Origin of the sequence: Curtobacterium sp. MEB011 (genome assembly GCF_030209655.1) — a bacterium.
GTDB lineage: Bacteria > Actinomycetota > Actinomycetes > Actinomycetales > Microbacteriaceae > Curtobacterium > Curtobacterium poinsettiae.
In genome coordinates this window covers 193962-213226 of record NZ_JARVRN010000002.1, presented here as the reverse complement: position 1 = coordinate 213226, position 19265 = coordinate 193962, and the positions used below count along the sequence as shown (strand labels likewise).

General features: G+C 69.2%; 14 protein-coding genes and 1 tRNA gene. 5 read left to right on the top strand and 10 right to left on the bottom strand.

The genetic code is table 11. The features are described 5' to 3' along the window. Positions 1–305: 305 nt before the first annotated feature. From QRN30_RS02870 to QRN30_RS02860, 3 genes are all read right to left on the bottom strand, one after another. Positions 306–914 carry an RHS repeat-associated core domain-containing protein gene (locus QRN30_RS02870; protein WP_031260109.1) on the bottom strand — a complete coding sequence of 203 codons (609 nt, stop codon included), beginning with the start codon at positions 912–914 and terminating at the stop codon, positions 306–308. 320 nt (positions 915–1234) lie between these two features. Then, positions 1235–1993, bottom strand: coding sequence for an RHS repeat-associated core domain-containing protein (locus QRN30_RS02865; protein ID WP_284760399.1), 759 nt, complete (start codon positions 1991–1993; stop codon positions 1235–1237). Between the two features lie 452 nt (positions 1994–2445). After that, positions 2446–6675 (bottom strand): RHS repeat-associated core domain-containing protein, encoded by a 4230-nt coding sequence (locus QRN30_RS02860; protein WP_162243028.1) that lies wholly within the window; start codon positions 6673–6675, stop codon positions 2446–2448. Between the two features lie 499 nt (positions 6676–7174). Between QRN30_RS02860 and QRN30_RS02855 the strand changes: the two genes are divergently transcribed. Next, positions 7175–8059, top strand: coding sequence for a phosphotransferase (locus QRN30_RS02855; protein WP_052481874.1), 885 nt, complete (start codon positions 7175–7177; stop codon positions 8057–8059). 21 nt (positions 8060–8080) lie between these two features. On the opposite strand, the gene QRN30_RS02850 is transcribed toward QRN30_RS02855, so the two are convergent. The 4 genes from QRN30_RS02850 to QRN30_RS02835 form a co-directional block, all read right to left on the bottom strand. After that, a complete protein-coding gene (locus QRN30_RS02850) occupies positions 8081–8983 on the bottom strand; it encodes a GNAT family N-acetyltransferase (RefSeq protein WP_052481873.1) in 903 nt (300 codons plus the stop codon). 177 nt (positions 8984–9160) lie between these two features. Further along, the gene (locus QRN30_RS02845) at positions 9161–11134 is read right to left on the bottom strand and encodes a S9 family peptidase (protein ID WP_231564106.1); all 1974 of its coding nucleotides are present in this window, start codon (positions 11132–11134) and stop codon (positions 9161–9163) included. Beyond that, the gene (locus tag QRN30_RS02840; protein WP_017887791.1) at positions 11107–12900 is read right to left on the bottom strand and encodes an N-acetylglutaminylglutamine amidotransferase; all 1794 of its coding nucleotides are present in this window, start codon (positions 12898–12900) and stop codon (positions 11107–11109) included. Before QRN30_RS02840 ends, QRN30_RS02845 begins: the two co-directional genes overlap by 28 nt. Then, a complete protein-coding gene (locus tag QRN30_RS02835) occupies positions 12900–15464 on the bottom strand; it encodes a carboxylate--amine ligase/circularly permuted type 2 ATP-grasp protein (protein WP_284760396.1) in 2565 nt (854 codons plus the stop codon). Before QRN30_RS02835 ends, QRN30_RS02840 begins: the two co-directional genes overlap by 1 nt. A 110-nt stretch (positions 15465–15574) precedes the next feature. On the opposite strand from QRN30_RS02835, the gene QRN30_RS02830 reads away from it, so the two are divergent. After that, positions 15575–16228, top strand: coding sequence for a DUF1345 domain-containing protein (locus QRN30_RS02830; protein WP_042539994.1), 654 nt, complete (start codon positions 15575–15577; stop codon positions 16226–16228). 84 nt (positions 16229–16312) lie between these two features. On the opposite strand, the gene QRN30_RS02825 is transcribed toward QRN30_RS02830, so the two are convergent. Together QRN30_RS02825 and QRN30_RS02820 are read right to left on the bottom strand one after the other, a co-directional pair. After that, positions 16313–16474, bottom strand: a complete 162-nt coding sequence (locus QRN30_RS02825; protein WP_156155365.1) for a hypothetical protein — start codon at positions 16472–16474, stop codon at positions 16313–16315. Between the two features lie 35 nt (positions 16475–16509). Beyond that, positions 16510–17190 carry an NUDIX domain-containing protein gene (locus QRN30_RS02820; RefSeq protein WP_017887795.1) on the bottom strand — a complete coding sequence of 227 codons (681 nt, stop codon included), beginning with the start codon at positions 17188–17190 and terminating at the stop codon, positions 16510–16512. A 90-nt stretch (positions 17191–17280) separates the two neighbouring features. Here QRN30_RS02820 and QRN30_RS02815 point away from each other — a divergent pair, with 90 nt between their 5' ends. Further along, positions 17281–17760 (top strand): hypothetical protein, encoded by a 480-nt coding sequence (locus QRN30_RS02815; RefSeq protein WP_042539991.1) that lies wholly within the window; start codon positions 17281–17283, stop codon positions 17758–17760. 100 nt (positions 17761–17860) lie between these two features. On the opposite strand, the gene QRN30_RS02810 is transcribed toward QRN30_RS02815, so the two are convergent. After that, positions 17861–17947, bottom strand: a tRNA-Leu gene (locus QRN30_RS02810). A gap of 86 nt (positions 17948–18033) precedes the next feature. Between QRN30_RS02810 and QRN30_RS02805 the strand changes: the two genes are divergently transcribed. Together QRN30_RS02805 and QRN30_RS02800 are read left to right on the top strand one after the other, a co-directional pair. Then, positions 18034–18714: an FHA domain-containing protein gene (locus tag QRN30_RS02805; RefSeq protein WP_017887797.1), complete on the top strand. Its 681-nt coding sequence runs from the start codon at positions 18034–18036 to the stop codon at positions 18712–18714. After that, entirely contained in the window at positions 18711–19262 is a 552-nt protein-coding gene (locus tag QRN30_RS02800; RefSeq protein WP_042539989.1) for an FHA domain-containing protein FhaB/FipA, read from the top strand. Before QRN30_RS02805 ends, QRN30_RS02800 begins: the two co-directional genes overlap by 4 nt. Positions 19263–19265 lie beyond the last annotated feature (3 nt).

The following is a 19265-nucleotide window of genomic DNA, read 5'->3' as shown; positions in this document are numbered from 1 at the left end:
CTTCACCTGATCGACCATGCGCCCTTGCCCCGACACGACGCCCGAATGTCGTGGTTTCTCCGTCAAAGGCCGCTCACGTCCTAGTTCGTCAGGACAAGGAGGATCAGCGCCACCCCGTCGATCAACGCGACGATGATCCCACTCCAGAACCATCGCCCTCCGGCTCCGCGATGGAGCTTTCCGTCGCGCCATCCTTCTGTGGAAATTGTTCGCTGGACACCCACTCCAACGAGCACCAGTGCGCCGACTGCAATAACCAGCAGGACTGTCCATGTGATCCAAAAGCCCGACATGTTGCGGCCCTCCTAGCCACGCGGCAGGTACTTGATCAGCTTGCCGGCGATGCCACCGCCGAAGCCTCCAATAGCCCCGCTTACCGTTCCTTCGAGTGCCGCCTGCCCATAGTTATCTCCACCTTCAACTGCTTCCTGGGCGATACCGCCAAAACCTCCGAACACTCCACCCAAGACCACTCCACCCACCAAGCAACCGATTCCTGCGGTTGACGCGCAAACTGCGGCGGTCCCGACGGCAGCGATTGTCGCCACACCCGCATTGACGGCCGCTCCCCCGACGCTACGACCCGAGGAATCTGACTTATTGATGGGGTCAGCTCCCGCGAACGCGTAGCGGTTGGCATTACTCGGGCTGAGGGGCGCGTCGAGAGTGTCACGTTCGATCCACCCGCCCGTGACGCTGGACTGCCAGCGGTACCCGAACTTGGTGAGCCCGTTGTCGGTGCTGGACGAGCGGAGACCACTCTTGAACCCGTAGGGGTTCTGCTTCCACTGCGCGCTGTCGCCGCCGACGGTGACGGTTTCGACGCCGTACGGGTCGTACGAGACGGTGTACGCGGTCTTGCCAGTGTCAGCGATCGCGGCGACAGGGTTGCCGGTGCCGTCGATGACCCACATGCTCGTGGTGCCGTCGGTGGTCTGCAGGTCCAGCGGCTGCCCCGTGCCCGGGTCGCTGATTTGCCGGTGCTATGCAACGCTATATCTCGGTGAGCACCCAAACCATCAGCGATGCTTAGTGCGACTTGGGAACGCTAAGCCTATCGCAAAATATCCGAGGAGAGCAGCACTCACTACGGCTAGGGAGCCACGCCATAAACTACCCTCTACGAAAGAAAGCACAGCGTAAATTCCAATGATCACGGCCGCTACGCCCATCACCCCAGCCACTAACTTCTGTTCGTTTTTACTTCGTGTCCTGTTGATGATTCACACCCCTATTATCGCAGCTGGTCCGAGAACGGGTTCTGGCACGGAGCTACGTAATCACTCTGCCAACGATATCCCGAAGCCCTGTCAGCATCTACTGCGGCGTCGCACTCGGCTGTCTGCGCGAATGCATCCTCGCAGGTGGCAACAGCTCCAGCACCACCGGCTACGAGCGACTTCCATCCGGATACCGGGGCTGTAGCAATACCCGCGGCACATCCCAGGCTGGTCCAGAACCGGGAAGCAGCGCCTGTTGGATCTGTGAGATTGATCGGGTCCAAGCCTGCGTAGCCATACCGATTAGCGTTAGTCGGTTCGAGCGGTGCGTCGAGGGTATCGCGTTCGGTCCACCCACCGATGGTGCTGGACTGCCAGCGGTACCCGAACTTGGTGAGCCCGTTGTCGGTGCTGGACGAGCGGAGACCACTCTTGAACCCGTAGGGGTTCTGCTTCCACTGCGCGCTGTCGCCGCCGACGGTGACGGTTTCGACGCCGTACGGGTCGTACGAGACGGTGTACGCGGTCTTGCCAGTGTCAGCGATCGCGGCGACAGGGTTGCCGGTGCCGTCGATGACCCACATGCTCGTGGTGCCGTCGGTGGTCTGCAGGTCCAGCGGCTGCCCGTTCCCCGGGTCGCTGATGACCGACGCAGTCCCGGTGCCCGCGATGGTGCGGCTGGTGATCACGGGGACACCGTTGGAGTCGGACGTGCCATACGTGTAGTCGTACTCGGTTCCCCCGTCGGTGGCCTGCGAGAGCAGCTTGTTCATGTTGCCGCCGGCGTACTCGTAACGGGTGGTACGGTCGCGCGCAGGGGTCGCACCAGCTCCTGTGCGGACCGGAGTCGAGACGAAGCTCCTCCGGTCCGTTCCACACCCCAGTGGGGTCGCGCAGACCGTGCGGTGAACGACCGGCTACCGGACAGCCCAAGCCTTGATCGCTTCGGCGATGGTCGCACCGTCCTCACCCGGCGACCGCTGGACCAGTAGTGGAGGTCTCAACCGATGGAGCGGTCGCTCGCACCAACTACTGCGAATCGTCCGGTGTTAATTTGAGCACAACCAAGATGGGCGGCAAAACGGCTACTACGAAAGCGCCAAGAATGATCAGCGCAAACACTATGTCAACCTGTTGCAGTCCGACAATTAGTCCAATAACGAGGACACCCACAAGAGCAGGCGAAATCGCGACAATGCGATCGCGTTTCGGGTTGGATTGTTTTTTACTCACTATAACCTCCAGCAAGGGACGCGCCGAGCACGAAACCGGCACCGAATATTGCACCCAACGCAGTGCCGATTGCAGCCCCCGGTCCTGCACCTGGCCCACACCCAATTGCGATGGTGGCGATGCAACCGACCGCAGCCCCGATCCCCGTTCCGACGCCTGTTGCAAGAAGGAAGTCCGCTCCCGCCAGCCTCCAATTATAGAGGCCAGTCGGATCACTGCCGTTGATCGGATCGGCACCCGCAAAGGCGTAGCGGTTGGCGTTCGTTGAGCTGAGGGGTGCATCGAGGGTGTCGCGTTCGATCCATGCCCCAGTGATGCTGGACTGCCAACGGTAGCCGAACTTGGTGAGCCCGGTGTCGGTGTTGCTCGAGCGGAGCCCGACCTTGAACCCGTAGGGGTTCTGCTGCCACTGCGCACTGTCGCCGCCAACGGTCACGGTTTCAACGCCGTACGGGTCGTACGAGACGGTGTACGCGGTCTTCCCGGTGTCGGCGATCGCGGCGGCCGGGCTGCCGCTGCCGTCGATGACCCACATGCTCGTGGTGCCGTCGGTGGTCTGCAGGTCCAGCGGCTGCCCGTTCCCCGGGTCGCTGATGACCGACGCAGTCCCGGTGCCCGCGATGGTGCGGCTGGTGATCACGGGGACACCGTTGGAGTCGGACGTGCCATACGTGTAGTCGTACTCGGTTCCCCCGTCGGTGGCCTGCGAGAGCAGCTTGTTCATGTTGCCGCCGGCGTACTCGTAACGGGTGGTGACGCCGTCCTTCGTGGAGGACGTCATCTGCTGCGCCCCGTTGTAGGTGAACGTCTGCCCGGGCGCCTTCACCAAGTTGCCGACACCGTCGTACGCGTAGCCGTCAGAGGTGATCTGCCCGACGGTGTTGTAGGTCAGCGTCTGCGAGCTGGTGACGTCGCCGCCGCGCTTGGCGGTGAGCCGGTTCCCGGCCGCGTCGTAGGTGTACGCCCACGTGATGTTCGTCGCACCGCCGGCCTGCGCGGCCTTGGTGAGGCGACTGTTCGAGTCGTACGTGTACGTGGTGGTCTGCTGGGTGATGTTGTCCTTGACCCACTGGATCTTGTCCGTGGCGTTCGCACTGTTCGTCGCCGAGCAGTCGCCCCCGGCGTCGATCCCGGTGATGTAGCAGTACGTCAGGCTCACGACGGGCTTGGACGGGTCGTCGGCGTTCACGGCGCGAACACCGGTGACGTGGTCGGACACGCCGTAGGTGATCGTCTGGTGCGCCTGCCACGACGTCGGGTCCTTGGTCGGATCCGTGTTCTCGACAGCGCCGAGCCAGGCGTCGGTGCGGCGGCCGTGGTCGTCGTTCTTGTAGACCTGCTTCGCCGTACCGCCGTTCGCGGTCGGGTAGGTGGTGCGGGTCAGGACATTGGCGACGTCGTAGTCGTGCGTGACGGTGCCGTGGGCGTCGGTGACCTTGGCCGTGTTGCCGGCGAGGTCGTAGCCGTAGGACACGGTGCCACCGCCGGCGGTGTTCACGGTCGAGGTGAGCCGGTTCCGCTGGTCGTAGGTGTTGGTGATGGTGCCGGTCGCGGATTGCTCGGTGAGCTGATTGCCGTTCCCGTCGTAGGTGTTCGTCACCGTTGCGGTGCCGTCATCGAACGAAGTCGTCAGCAGCCGGTCGTCGTTGTCGTACGAGTACGTCGTGACGCCGCCGTCACCGTCGGTGTGGTTCTTCACACGGCCGAAGTCGTCGTAGGAGTACTTCTGTTCCCCGACCGTGTTGGCCGGCGCCGTGATGGCGAGCAGCTGGTCGTGGGTGTCGTACGAATACGTCGTCTTCCGATCACCGTCGCCGGGAGCCGTCGCGGACTTCACCGCACCCCACGCATACGGGTCGGTGCCCTTCTTGTTGTACTCGAGCTCTGCCTTCGCCGCCTCCGGACCGGAGCCGCCCGTGGCGGTCGACGTTCGGTTGCCGGGGCCGTCGTAGCCGTAGTTGGTCTCATTACCCGAGCTGTCGGTGACCTTTGACGGCAGGTAGGCAGCCGATCCGGAACCGTACGTCGCCGAGTTCTTCGTGCCCGCGCCGGACTCCGACTGCGTCAGCGACTGCTCGTTGTTCGCCCCGTAGGTGTTCTTCGACGTCGATGCGCTTGCGCCCGCGCCGACACTCGAGTTCTCGACGCCGTTGTTCGTGGACTTGTAGGAGCGGGACTGTTCCCGCTTCGCGGCGTCGACGACGTTCGTGACGAGATCGTTCCCGTCGAGGGTGTAGTTGGTGTACTTCGTGTCCGCCACAGCGACCGACTGATCGGACCGCGGGTCAGCAACCAGCGTGGTGGTGTCGTCCTTGAACGAGAATCGCGTCACAGCGGTCCCCGGCGAGCCGGCAGTGGTGTTGCGCTGTTCGACCTTCGTGACCCGGTCGGACGAGTCGTACGTGAACGCCGTCACGCCACCCTCGGGCGCCGTGATCGAGGTCAGGTTTCCGCTGGTGTACGCGAACGTGGTCTTCTTGCCGAGCGCGTCCGTGTAGGTGGTGATGTCGCCGGTGCTGTTCTTCGTCCACGACACGCTCCGCGAGCTCGAGCCACTGGTCTGCGAGAACGTCTGCACACCGTTGGCGTACGACGAGTTCGCCGTCCGGGCCCCGGTGACACCCGCGGTCGAGACGAGGGACTTCAGGGTGAAGCCCGGCTCGTCGGAGTTGAAGCTGATCTGGTTCTTGTTCCGGTCCACGATCGAGGTGGGCTGACCCGCGAGGTTGAAGTGCGTCGTCGAGTTCGACGTCCACCCCTTCAACGTGTACTCGTGCGTCGTGCTGTTGTCGACGCGGGTCAGGGTCTGCTGCAGACCAGCCGGGCTGGTGAAAGCGCCCTGCGCCCCGGACGGACGGAACTGCCACGTCGTCCCGACGGCGTCCGTGTAGATGACACCGTCGGCGTTCGCGGTGAGGTCCCCAGCGCCGGCGAGGGCGTACTGCCACCGGTTCGCGTCCATCGTGTTGGTGTCACCGACGGTGGTGCTGCGCGAGTTGTACGCGGCGCCGATCGTGGTGTTCTCGGTCACTCCCGGCAGGCTCATCGCAGTCGTGCTGACCAGAAGGTTGCCGGTGCCGACGTCGACGGACGCGTTGGTCTGGTCCGTGATCGGGAACGGGAGTGTCGTCGCCGAGGTTCGTTTGCCGGTCCGGTTCGTCTCACCCGGGCCGCCGGGCAGCGAGTTGTACGCACCCTGCAGGTCCACGAGGTAGTCCATCGCCCCCTTGCCCATGTTCTTGATGCGGATCTTCCCGTTCGCCCCCACCGGAGCGACCACGGTGTTCGACACCTTCGAGGTCTTGTCACTGCTGATCGCCGACGAGGTCGGCTCAGCCGCACCATCGGCCCACATCTTCGCGTACGAGTCCGCACCGCTGTCGTTGACCGCAGTGAACGTCACCGCGGCAGCCGACAAGCCGCCCTCAACGGTCGGGGCGCCCTGGACGCCACCGACCTGCACCGTGAACGAGGCACCCGAAGCGATGCTCGCGGTCTTGCGGGTGTCGATGAGGCGACCGTTCAACGGGGTGAAACCACCGCCCGGGTTCGACTTGAGGAAGTAGCCCTGGATGTCGACGACGAGGTCGATCTTCCCGCCCTCCGCGGCGGTGTCGATGCTGAACTTCCCGTCGGCGTTCAACGCGACCTGCGCGTTCATCGCCGTCTCGAGGTCCTCATTCGAGTTGTAGTTGAGGACGCCGGTGCTCCGGGTCTCACCGGTGGGCGTCGGACGGACGTAGCCGGCCTTGCCCGATCGGTTGATGACGATGATGTTCACCGCGACCGCCGCGGCACCCTCGGGGATGCCGTTCGAGCCCGTCGCCTGGATCGTGCGCTGCGAACCCGCGGGGATCTGCCCCTGCGCGCCACCGATCCCGCCACGAGAGTCGAGCACGCGCGACGGGGACATCGCCACGAACCCACCGGCCGAGACACCGTTCTTCGTCGACGTGTAGTAGCCGGTGATGTCGATGATGACCTTCGACTGCGCCGTCTCGGTCCGCACCTGGATCGTGCCGTCGTCCGCGACCGCGAGCAGCCCGGTGTTCGACCGGTTCCCACCGACACCGGAGTTGTAGATCATCAGCAGCGTCGTCGTGTCGGCATCGTCGGCACGCATCTGCAGCTGCCCCGACCCCTTCGGGTCAGCGACCGTGACCATCATCGTCACGGCGCCGATCCCCGACGACGGGAGCCCGGCGGCTCCGGCGATCTTCACCGTGCGGAACGTCCCTGCCGACGTCGCACCTTCCAGCACGCGGGCGTTCGAAGGCATCGGCACGTACTGCCCGCCCGTCCCGGTCACCACAGCCTGTGCCGATGTCGGCTGCGACACCACCACCAACAACGAACCCAGCAGGGCGACCAACGCCACCACCGCCAGCATCACTCCACGAACACGACCGGACCACGACGCAGCGAACACGCTCAAGAAACCCCTCTTGCGGCTGCTGCAGCTCACCAGTCCCTGCGACGGTGCTGTGCAGCCACACAGCACGTTACGGAGCTTCGCTCACGCATGCTCCCCCACATCGGGGGGTCGATAGTTGCATGATGGAACCGATAAGACCGGCCCAGAAACACCGGGGTTCCGCGCCCCCACGGCGCCGGACTCGGAACGGTGATCTTCACGGGTACTGCAACGATCCGCGCGATCCGGACACCGGACGCGGGCTGCAGCCTCCCGAGCTGTCGGAGCAGGACGGTAACGTGCCGCCATGCACTGGGGGGACACCGGACTCGATGACGACCAGATCGCGTTCGTGCAGGAGACGCTCCACGATGCCGTCGTCGTGGCCGATGACTCGTGGGGGCTCCTCGACACCAGGGTCCTGCACATCCGCGCTGGCGACGACGGCTTCACCGTGAAGGCCTCCGGCCCGACCAACACGCACTTCCCCCGCGAGCTCGAAGCGCACCGCACCGCCACCGCCGCGCTCCGAGCGAGCGGGGACACCGGTGCCCTCGTCGCGGCGAACGAGGAGCACCGCGTCCTCGTGCTCGAACGCGTCCCCGGGCACCTCGCCCTCGGGACCCCGGACGAGCACGATCCAGACGTCCACCGTCAGGCCGGATCACTGCTCCGACGACTGCACGACCAGGACACCCGCCAGGACCCGACGTTCCTGCAGCATGAGCAGGCGAAGGCACTGGCCGCCCTCGACGCACCGCACCGGATCCCCGACGACGTGGTCGCCCGCGCACGAGCGGCACTGCGCGCGCTCCCGAACGACACCTCGACGCAGTCCCTCGTCCCGACCCACGGCGACTTCCACCCGCGCAACTGGATCGTGGACAACGACGCCCGCGACGCCCGCGACGACCACCACCGCAGGCTCCGCGTCATCGACTTCGGCCGGTTCGGCTGGCGCCCCGCGTCCTTCGACCTCACCCGCCTCGCGGTGCTGCACTGGCAGCACGATCCCAGGCTCGAAGCGGCGTTCTTCGACGGGTACGGCGACGATCCGCGCACTCCGGACGCGTGGCGCTGGCTCCAACTCCGCGAAGCAGTGGGGACGGCGACCTGGGCCTACGCGGTCGGCGACGAGGGCTTCGAAGCCCAGGGCCACGACATGCTCCAGGGTGCCCTCGCCGCGTTCTGACCCGTCAGACCGGAACGCAGCTCACGGCACCCGCACGAACCGCGGCGCCCCACGGTCCCGCAACCGGAAGCCGAGGTGCTGGTAGAGCCCGATCGCACCGGTGTTCCCGGCGGCCGCGTGCATCAGCGGGGTCTCGCCCCGCTCCCGGATCCCGTGCGCGACGGCGAGCACCAACCGGCGCCCGAACCCCTGCCCCCGGTACGCCTCGTCCGTGCACACCGCGCTGATCTCGGTCCACCCCGGCGGGTGCAGGCGCTCCCCCGCCATCGCGACGAGCCGTCCGTCCCGCCGGATGCCCAGGTACGTGCCGAGCTCGATTGTCCGCGGCAGGAACGGCCCGGGCTTCGTCCGCTCGACCAGGGCGGTCATCTCCGGCACGTCGTCGGGCGTCAGCACGACGGCTTCGTCGTCCGGCGCACCCTCGATCGCCTCACCGGTCAGCTGCACGCCGCCGGCACCCTCGACGAGGTCCCACCCCTCGGGCAGGACGGCAGCCGCACCGACGCCGAGCATCCCGCCCGACCCGAGCAGCGCCCGGACGTCCTCCCAGTCCTGCGCGGTCGGCTGTGCGGGGATCCCCGTCCACACCGACACGTCCGTCTGGTAGCGGACGACGTCGCCGCGCCGCTCGGCGAACCGCGCGTGGTGGCTGTTCAGTGCGGCCATCGCGGGGGCGTCGAGCATGCGCGTCGGGGTGCCGTCGTCGGCGATGGTCAGGTCGAGGGTCCGGAGCGCCTCGCCCCGGGAGTCTCCGCCGCGGAACCCGAGGTCCTCGATCCGCCGACGATCGCCGTCCGCCCACCCGGCGGTGTCCGCGACCACGCCCGAGGCGTACTGGTTCGTGGCACGGTGGACGACCTGCTCGACGTCCGCTGCCGAGGCCACGAGGACCTCTCCGGGTCGCGTCAGATCAGTGGTCGTCATCCCACCATTGTCCGCCCGCGGCGAGCGCCGCCGGCGCATCGTTGCACCCGGTGACGGCACGGTGCGAAGTTGACCACCCGGTGCGAGGAAACAAGCTCGCACCGAGCGTGCAACCTCGCACCACGAAGAACCCGCGCGCGCACCAGACCAGCACCGAGCACCCCGCCCCGCCAGGCCTCACCCCAGCCGCGCCGCCACGAACTCCACCATCCGCCGCACGAGCAGCGCCTGCGACGCCGCCCGCCGGTACTCGTGCCCCTCACCCGCGAGCTCCAGGTACTCCACGTCGTGCGCCCGCTCCCGCAGCGCCGCGACCACCTGGTGCGCCTCACCGATCGGCACGTTCGTGTCGAGCTCCCCGTGCACGACGAGCAACGGCGCCGTGACGTCGTCGATCGCCCGCATCGGCGACAGGGCCGCGAGCAGGGCTTCGTCCTCGACGGGGTGGCCGTACTTCGTGGCGGCAGCGGCCGCGATCCACGGTTCGGTGTCCCGGTAGAAGGTCGCGAAGTCGCTCATCCCGCACACCGCGACCCCGGCCGCGAACACGTCGGGCGTGAACGCCAGGGACGCCAAGGTCGCGTACCCGCCGTACGAGCGCCCCTCGACGGCGACCCGGGAGCGATCGGCGTACCCGTTGGTCACCAGGAACCGCGCGCAGTCGACGACGTCGGCGAGCGCGTTCCACCGCAGCGCCAGGTCGTCGGCGTGCACGAACTCGTGACCGTACCCGGAGGACCCGCGGATGTTCGGCGCGAACACGGTCACCCCGGCGGCGGCGAGCGCCTGGTGCTGCGGCGAGAACGTGGGGCGTTCCTGCGACTCCGGTCCGCCGTGCAGGTGGACAAGCGCTGCGCGCGGGCCGGGAGGCACGGCAGCAGCAGCACGAGCGCCGACGGCCGACGACGTGGCCGGCTCCACAGCCCGGTACAGCCAGCCCGTCAGCTCCAGCCCGTCACGGGCGGCGAACCGCTCGAGCGTCGGCTCGACCAGCTGCACGTCGGGCAGCACCGGCACGTCGGTGACCCGGCTCCAGGTCAGCGCGTTCGTGTCGAGCCGCCACAGTTCGCGCGGCCGGGTCGGTCCCTCGACGGCGAGCAGCACGCTCCGGCCGTCACGGCTGAGCACAGGGTCGGTGACGATGTACCCGGGCAGGTCCGGCACGGGGGTGCGCGAGGCGTCGTGCGTGTTGATGAGGTCGAGTTCGCTGCGACCGTCGACGTTCCAGACGAGCAGCAGGGTACGGCCGGCGTCGTCGGCGTCCAGGTACTCGAGCTCGGCGTCGTCGCGCTCGACGATCCGCCGCGGTGTGCCACGCCAGCCGTGCGGGCCGACCGGCTGCGCGACGAGGCCGCGGCGGGGCAGTCCGGCCTCGGTGGCGACGTAGGCGACGAGCGGGCTGGTCTCGCTCGCGGGCGAGGGCCGCAGGAACGCGATCTCGGCGGACCCGTCGGGGTCGTCGGCGAACAGGGCGTGGCTCTCGTCGGTCAGCCGGTCGACCACCACGACGAACTCCTGGCCGCGCTGGCCGTCGCTCAGCACGACGAGCCGTTCCTCCACCGACAGGTCGAGGATGTGGATGAGCTCCCCCACGGCCAGGTCGTCGCGGTCACCGGTGACCGGGTCGACCAGGTACGCGCGGGCCGGCTGCTCGGGCTCGGTCGAGGGCAGGGTGATGACGACCCGGTGGCCGCTGCGGCTCCACGGCCCGAGTTCGGCGTGCTGGTACCGCGAGCCGGCGATCTGCGCGGCGTCGGTGCCGTCCGGCCGCACCACCCAGACCTGCTGCTTCACGCCGCCGTCGGTCGCGATGGCGACGGCGAGCCACTCCCCGTCGGACGACCACGACACCCGGATCACGGGGTCGTCGGACAGCGCGATCCGCACCGGTTCCGGCAGTTCACCGTCGACGACGACGTCCTGCACGAAGACCTCGGGGGTGCCGTGCCGGTCGCTCACGAACGCCACGCGCCGGGCGTTCCGGGTCATGGTCGGTCCCCACGACCCCCAGGCGGCGGTGAGCTGCGCACCCAGGTCGGCCGCGGCCCTGGTGGTGACCGACGGCTCGACGGTGGCCGACGACGCGACGCCCTGCGCGCCTCCAATCCGGACGGCACCCACGGTCACCGCACCCCCTGCTGCTGCAGCCACATCTCGATCAGGCCGAGCTGCCAGAGCGCGTTCGCGCCGATCGCGGTCCTGGTGCTGTTCGGGTCCTGCAGCATCCGCTCGACGGTGGCGGGGTCGAAGAGCCCGCGCTCCCGCGCCTCGGGGGCGTGCAGCGCGTCACGGACGCGCTGCAGGTACGGGCCCTCGAGCTGCCGGATGGCGGGGACCGGGAACGAGCCCTTGCTGCGGTCGATGACGGCGTCGGGCACGATCCCGCGCGAGGCGCGCTTCATCACGCCCTTGCCGCCGTCGGTGAGCTTCATCGACGGCGGGATCGCGGCGGCGAGCTCGACGAACTCGTGGTCCAGGAACGGCACGCGGGCCTCGAGCCCCCACGCCATCGTCATGTTGTCGACGCGCTTCACCGGGTCGTCGACGAGCATGATCGTCGTGTCGCTGCGGAGCGCGGCATCCACGCTCGTCTCCGCGCCCGGCCGTGCGAACTGGCGGTCCACGAACGCCGACGGGGTGTCGTCGTCGCTCTTCCACCGCTCCCCGAGCAGGCCCTGCAGCGCCGGCCACCGGCGGTCCATGAACACGGAGCGGTAGGCCTCGGCGGCCTGGTCGCGCGGCACGTCGGCGAGCGGCGGGTACCAGTCGTAGCCGGCGAGCACCTCGTCGGCGCCCTGGCCGGACTGCACCACCTTGACGTGCTGCGAGACCTCCTGCGACAGCAGGTAGAAGGCGACGCAGTCGTGGCTGACCATGGGCTCGCTCATGGCGGCGACAGCACCGTCGATGCCGTCGAGCAGCCGCGACGAGGGGATGTGGATGCGGTGGTGGTCGGTGCCGAAGTGCCGGGCGACCTGGTCGGAGTACTCGAACTCGTCGCCGGATTCACCACCGGCCGCCTCGAACCCGATGCTGAACGTGGCGAGGTCCTGTTGCCCGGCCTCGGCGAGCAGCCCGACCACGAGCGAGGAGTCGATCCCGCCGGAGAGCAGCACCCCGACCGGCACGTCGGCGACCATCCGACGCTCGACGGCGGTGCGGAGCGAGCCGATGAACGCCTGCTCCCAGTCCCGCTCGGACCAGTCCGCCCTGGCGGGGTCGCGCTCGAAGCGGGGCTCCCAGTAGACGGTGTCGTGCGCGGTGCCGTCGGGCTCGATCACCCGGACGGTCGCGGGCGGGAGCTTGCCGACGCCGGACAGGATCGTGCGGGGCGCGGGGACGATCGAGTGGAAGCTCATGTACGAGGCGAAGGCGACGGGGTCGATGGACGTGTCGATGCTCGACCCGTCGTCTCCTGCCAGGATCGCGGGCAGGGAGCTCGCGAACCGGAGCCCGCCCGGGACGGGCGCGACGTAGAGCGGCTTGATGCCCAGCCGGTCCCGCGCCAACACCAGCCGGCCGCTGGCGTGCTCCCAGATGGCGATGGCGAACATCCCGATCAGGTGGTCGACGAACCCGGTGCCCCACTCGGCGTACGCCAGGGCGATGACCTCGGTGTCCGACGTCGACGCGAACCGGTGCCCCTTGCCGTGCAGCTCGTCGCGGAGCTGCCGGTAGTTGTAGACCATCCCGTTGTAGGCGATCGTCAGCCCCGCCTCGGCCAGCACCATCGGCTGCGCGCCCGCGGTGGACAGGTCGACGATGGACAGCCGTCGGTGCCCGAGCGCGACCGGGCCGCGAGCCCACAGGCCGTCACCGTCCGGGCCGCGGTGCGTCATGCAGCCGGTCATCCGGGCGACCGCCCCGACGTCCGGCGCTCGGCCGTCGAACCGGATCTCGCCCGCGAGTCCACACATCAGCGCTCTCCCTCGGTGTCCGCCGGGGCGTTCCCGACGATCCACGTGTCCTTCGCGCCGCCGCCCTGCGACGAGTTGACGACCATGCTGCCCTCGGGTGCGACGCGGGTCAGGGCCACGTCGGCCAGGTGCACGTCGTCCGGTCCGGTCCCCGTCGCGTACACGAAGGCCCGCAGGTCCACGTGCCGCGGGTCGAGCCCGGCCGGTCCGATCGTCGGGTGCGAGGACAGCTGCACCACCTCCTGCCCCACCCACCCGGCGGGGTCCGCGGCGATCTCGCGCCGTCGTTCGGCGACCTCGGGGGCGCTCGCGCTCGGTCCGATCAGGACCCCGCGGCCACCCTCGCCGTCGACCGGCTTCGTGACGAGTTCGCCGACGCGGTCCAGGACCGACAGCCGTTCGACCTCGATGCTCGTGCGGTACGTCGGCACGGACGCCAGCAGGGGTTTCTCGTCCAGGTAGTACCAGATCAGGTCCGGCACGGTGACGTACATCGCCTTGTCGTCGACCAGCGCGTTGCCCGGCGCGTTCGCCAGGTAGACGCGTCCTGCCTCCGCCGCGTCGAGGATCCGCGCACCGAGGTCGGGAGCGTGCTCCGCCGTCAGCTCGCTGACGTCGCGGTCGATCCGCAGGTACAGCCCGTCGAGCACGTCATCCGTCGTCGCGTCGACCACGCGTCCGTCGCGGACGTCCAGGTCGGACCCGGACACCAGGCGCAGCCCGGCCCCGTCGGCCAGCCTGCGGTGCTCGAACCACGCGCCGGCGGCGGGGCCGTCACTGACCAGCGCGATCACCGGGTCGGTCGCGCCCGTCACCGCGGTGGTGTTCGCGCAGAGGGTCCGGCGCAACCGGTCGGTCACGCCGTGCGGGTCGCGCAGGTTCGCCGGCCGCGGGGCGTCCGGCACGACGTCGTCCATCAGCTCGCGCAGGGCGATGCCGTACGCGACGCCCGAGGGCGAGCGGACGTTGTCCTCGAGCACCCGCCAGCCGCCGAACTCGTTGCGCACCAGGTCGAACCCGAGCACCGGCGCACGGACCGCGGTCGCCGGCAGCCGGGTGGCGTCCGGGTCCCAGCCCTTCGCACCGACGAAGTGGTCCGCGTCCAGCACGCCGTCGGCCACGATCCGCCGATCGCCGTACGCGTCGCGCAGGAACAGTTCGATCGCGCGGGACCGCTGCCCCAGGCCACGCTCGAGCTGCGACCACTCGTACGCGCTGATCGTCCGGGGCACCAGGTCACAGCCGAACGCCTGCGCACCGCCGTCGACCACGAAGCCGACCTGGTGCTCGCGGGTCCAGGCGTCGCGGGCGGTGCAACGGTCGATCGCGGTCTCGGCGTCCCAGCCGTCGAAGAAGGCAGCCAGGTCACGGAACGCCGGTCGGGGTCGCGCCCCGGGGCCGACCGCCTCGTCGCCGGCACGGACGCGGTACCCGGGGAGCGGGACCACCGGGTCCTCGTCGCGTCCGGACGGCAGCCCCGCGGTGTCCTCCACCACCAGGGCGACGACGTCGTCGATCTCCCCGCGCTCGGCGTACGCGGTGCGCTGCCGATCGGTGGAGTTGCCGCGGGCCAGGGTGGCGTCGAGCAGCTCCGTCACCGTGCCCCAGTCGCCGAGCTCCTCGAGCTCCGGGCGCAGGCGGGACACGAGCTGGCGCACCGCGACCTCGGCGGGCAGGCGTTCGGGGTGCTGCCCGAGGCCGACCAGCTCGCCGCTCAGCCCGGAGCGGGCGGCCTGCCACATCGCCGCACGGTGCAGCGGTTCGCTGCGCGGGTGCCACTCGGCGCCGGACACGACCGACTTCTCGGCCTTGCGCACGGCGGCGCGGAAGAGTCCGGCGATGAGCACGGCGTCGTCCACCACCGGGGTCGCGTCGCAGACCCGCAGCTCGAGCGTCGGCGCGTGTGACGACGGCCGGACGTCGAAGTAGGCCATCTTCTTGTCGGCGATCACGCCCGAGGCGATCAGGTCGTCGAGCACCCGGTCGTACTCGGCGGCGTCCTCCACCGGGCCGAAGCTGCCGGCCGACGGCCACCGCTGCCAGATGATGCTCCGGAACGAGGCGTACCCGGTGTCCTGCCCGTTCCAGAACGGACTCGACGCACTCAGGGCCAGCAGCACCGGGAGCACCGGTGCCACCCGCTGGGCGATCAGCACCGCCAGGTCGCGGTCGCTCACCCCGACGTGCACCTGCAGGCCGCAGATGAGCTGCTCGTCGACGAGCATCCGGTACTGCTCCTGCATCCGGCCGTACCGCCCGCCGGCGCTCAGCTCGAAGTCGGCGTACTCCGACCTCGGCGCGGTGCCGACGGCGGCGATCGTGACCCCGGCCGGGGCGATCGCGGCACTGAGCTCGCTGCGCAGGTCGACGATCACCCGCCGCAGGTCGTCGAGGGTCCGCACCACCGGGGTGTTCGTCTCGATCGTCGTGCGCTGCAGCTCCGCGCCGAAACGGTCGGTGGGCAGCTTGGGCAGAAGGCGGGGGGCCTTCGCGGAAAGTCGGCCGGACTCGAGGTCGATGAGGTGCAGCTCTTCCTCGGCGCCGAGCGTCAGCTCTGCACTCATGGCTGGAACCTACGCGAGACGCCCGTGCCGTGTCTGCCGCGGCACTCCCCCGACTCACACTCGTAACACGCCCGCGGGGTGCGGTCACGGCACCGTGCGACACTCACTCCGTGACCCAGACCAGGACCGGCCCCCGACACGAACACCGGGCACCGGTCGCCGCGGCGGTGCTGGTCAACCTGGCGCTCAGCCTGTTCCTGCCCGACGAGGTGCTGTTCTTCCCGTCGTGGGTCGTGCCGGTGCTCGGCGTCCTGCTGCTCACCCCGCTGATCGTCTTCAACCCGCGGCGCCTGACCCGCGAGACCACCTGGTCCCGGTGGGTGTCCTTCGCGCTGGCGGGACTGCTGACCGTCGCGAGCCAGCTCACGGTGATCCGGACGATCACCGAGTTGCTGGGCGGCCACGCGGACGGAGCGGCCGTACTGCTCACCGCCCTGCAGGTGTGGGTGAGCACGATCATCGTGTTCGGGCTCGTCTACTGGGAGCTCGACCGCGGGGGTCCGGTGGCCCGGCGACGCCCCGAACTGTGGTCGAGCGCCGAAGCGGACTTCCAGTTCCCGCAGGAAACCGACCCGAAGACCGCCGACTGGCGCCCGGTCTACCTCGACTACCTCTACGTCGCGATGACGAACATGATGGCCTTCAGCCCCACGGACACGATGCCGATGACCGTCCGGGCGAAGATGATCATGGCGTACCAGGCGCTCAGCGGGTTCATCCTGCTGGCGCTGGTCATCTCGCGCGCGGTCAACATCATCAGCTGACACCGCGCTCCGGAGCGGTGGAACCACGGACGGGAGGCACGGTGCCAGCTGGCACCGTGCCTCCCGTCCGTCGTCCGGTCGCCGCTACTGCGGGTCGGCGGGCTCGCCGCCCGAGTCGACGTCGCTGTCCTGCTGCGGGTCCTTCGTCGCGTCACCCGTCGACGACCCGTCCGGCAGGTCCTCGGTGTACTGCTGCTGGGTCTCGGTGGGATCGCTCGATCCGTCCGGTGTCGTCGAATCAGTCATGGCCCGGACGGTACGCGGACCGGCACCACGACCGTTCAGCGAGCGGACCCGCGCCGGAGCGCCACCCACTGCAGCAGCATGATCGTCTTGCCGTCGGCGATCCGGCCGTCCGCGACCATCGCGAGTGCCGCATCGAGCGGGAGCTCGAGCACCTCGATGTCCTCACCCTCGTCCTCCACACCGCCGCCGGCCTCGACCCGGTCCGCGGGCGTGTACGCGCCCACGTAGAAGTGGACCCGCTCGGTGACCGAACCGGGGCTCATGAACACGGCGCCCAGGTGCTCGAGCGCGCCGAGCCGGATGCCGAGCTCCTCGGCGGCCTCGCGCCGGACGGCGGTCTCCGGGTCGTCCTCGTCGAGCAGACCCGCAGCGGCCTCGATCAGCATGCCGTCCGGGTGTCCGTTCACGTACGCCGGCCACCGGAACTGCCGCGTGAGCAGCACCGTGCCGCGCTCGGCGTCGTACGGCAGCACCGTCGCACCGTTGCCGCGGTCGTAGGTCTCGCGCTGCTGCCGGTCCCACCGACCGTCACGGCGCCGGACGTCCAGGGTCGTGCGGCGGAGCACGTGCCATCCGTTCGACACCACCTCGACGTCCCGCACGACGACGTCGGGGTTGCGGTCGAGGTCGCGGCCGACGGCGTCGAGCCCCGTCCGGCCACGATCGTCGGGGACGTCCACTCCGGGACGCTGGACGGTGGTGCGTTCGTCGGTCACACGATCACCGTAGCGAGGCACCCCGGCAGGACTCCGCCCCCTCGGTACGCTCGACGTGCCGCACCAGGGAGCGGCAGAGGACGGTGCAGCATGACCAGGACGTTCATCCTCCGACGACCGGACCGACCGCAGGTGGTCACCGTGTCATTCGTGCTGTGGCTGGTGTGGGTGGTCGCCTGCATCGCTGCCACGGTGCTGCAGTTCTGGAGGCCGGACGCGGCGGTCGACCCGGCTCCGGTCATCGCCGGGATCGTCGCCCTGGTGCTCTGGGCTCTGGTGACGTGGGCGGTGTTCCGGACGGCAGCGGGATCCCGGGTCGCACGCATCGTGCTCGTCGTCGTCGCGGGCTTCCGCGCGGTCCTGAGCATCACCGGCGGCCAGCTCGACGTCCTGACGATCGCACTGTCGGTCGTCGCCGCGGTCCTGCTCTTCATGCCCACCGCGCGCCCGTACTTCGCCGCACGAGCGGCGTGGAGGACCGGCCACGGGTTCGACGGGACCGGCGTGTCGGGGCCGAGCCGTGCCTCCGCGCCGGATCCTGACCACACGACGGAGGCGGACCGGTCCTGACGCCGGAGGTTCGACGGACGGCCCGGGGAAGCCCCTCGAGACCAGGCCCCGGAAACAGGAAAGGCCCCGGATTCCTCCGGGGCCTTTCCTGTTCTTCGCCTGGTGCGCGAGGGGGGACTTGAACCCCCACGCCGTTTCCAGCACACGGACCTGAACCGTGCGCGTCTACCAATTCCGCCACTCGCGCCAGCCCCGAAACACTACCACGCACAGACGGGTGTCAACGCCAACCACTACCATGCAGTGGTTGACGACCGACGACACGGGAGACGCATGGGCCTGCTGGACAACTTCGAGCGAGGGTTGGAACGCGCCGTCAACGGCGCGTTCGCCAAGACCTTCCGCTCCGGGGTGCAGCCCGTCGAGATCTCGAGCGCCCTGCGGCGCGAGCTCGACACCAAGGCCGCGGTGGTCTCCCGCGAGCGCATCCTCGTGCCGAACGAGTTCACCGTTCGTCTCGCGCCGCCGGACTGCACGCGCATGAACGACGTCGGTCGTCCACTCATCGACGAACTGACCCAGATGGTGCACCAACACGCCGTGGCGCAGAACTACTCGTTCTCCGGCCCGGTCACCATCCGGCTCCAGCAGGACGGCACACTCTCGACGGGCATCCTGCAGGTCGACTCCACCACCGTGCAGCGCGACGTGGCCTGGATCCCCGTGCTCGACATCGGCTCCCAGCGGCACCGACTGCACCGCGGGCGCACGGTGATCGGGCGCGGCAGCGACGCGGACATCACCATCGCGGACACCGGGACGAGCCGCAAGCACGTCGAGGTCCTGTGGGACGGCAAGCACGCGCAGGCCACCGATCTCGGCTCCACGAACGGCTCGAAGCTGAACGGTCAGCACTTCCAGCAGGCGATCGTTGAGCCGGACTCCACCATCGAGATCGGTCGGACCCGTATGGTGTTCCGGGTGATCCCGGAGAACGACGGAGGTGCTCGATGACCACAGGCCTGACCCTGCTCGTCCTGCGCTTCGTGTTCCTCGCGGTGCTCTGGCTGTTCGTCTTCGTGATCGTGTTCGCCCTGCGCAGCGATCTGTTCGGCCAGCGCGTCCGCACGATCCCGACCGATCCCAAGTCGGCCCCGTCCGGACCGAGCACCCCCACCGTCCCGGCAGCGGCGGCCCCCGGCCCCGCGTCCAGCGGCGCGTTCACGGACGTCATCGGACAGCCCGGTGGTGGGCAGCGTCCCGCCTCGTCGGCCGCGTCCCGCCTGGTCATCACCGAGGGTGCGCGCGAGGGCATGGAGATGCCGCTCGGTGGCGGCCCCATCACGATCGGGCGCTCGAGCGAGTCGAACGTCGTGATCCGCGACGACTACACCTCGACCAACCACGCCCGCCTCGACCTGCGCGCCGACGGCTGGCTCCTCACCGACCTCGAGTCCACGAACGGCACCTTCGTCAACGGTCAGAAGGTGAGCGCTCCCGTCCTCGTGGCAGAGGGCACGCCGATCACGATCGGGACGACGACGTTCGAGCTGCGGCGGTAACCC

Excerpts from the sequence above, each read along its gene's own strand:
- QRN30_RS02870 (WP_031260109.1), bottom strand. The coding sequence starts at position 914 with ATGTGGGTCATCGACGGCACCGGCAACCCTGTCGCCGCGATCGCTGAC.
- QRN30_RS02865 (WP_284760399.1), bottom strand. The coding sequence starts at position 1,993 with ATGAACAAGCTGCTCTCGCAGGCCACCGACGGGGGAACCGAGTACGAC.
- QRN30_RS02855 (WP_052481874.1), top strand. The coding sequence starts at position 7,175 with ATGCACTGGGGGGACACCGGACTCGATGACGACCAGATCGCGTTCGTG.
- QRN30_RS02850 (WP_052481873.1), bottom strand. The coding sequence starts at position 8,983 with ATGACGACCACTGATCTGACGCGACCCGGAGAGGTCCTCGTGGCCTCG.
- QRN30_RS02840 (WP_017887791.1), bottom strand. The coding sequence starts at position 12,900 with ATGTGTGGACTCGCGGGCGAGATCCGGTTCGACGGCCGAGCGCCGGAC.
- QRN30_RS02835 (WP_284760396.1), bottom strand. The coding sequence starts at position 15,464 with ATGAGTGCAGAGCTGACGCTCGGCGCCGAGGAAGAGCTGCACCTCATC.
- QRN30_RS02825 (WP_156155365.1), bottom strand. The coding sequence starts at position 16,474 with ATGACTGATTCGACGACACCGGACGGATCGAGCGATCCCACCGAGACC.
- QRN30_RS02815 (WP_042539991.1), top strand. The coding sequence starts at position 17,281 with ATGACCAGGACGTTCATCCTCCGACGACCGGACCGACCGCAGGTGGTC.
- QRN30_RS02805 (WP_017887797.1), top strand. The coding sequence starts at position 18,034 with ATGGGCCTGCTGGACAACTTCGAGCGAGGGTTGGAACGCGCCGTCAAC.
- QRN30_RS02800 (WP_042539989.1), top strand. The coding sequence starts at position 18,711 with ATGACCACAGGCCTGACCCTGCTCGTCCTGCGCTTCGTGTTCCTCGCG.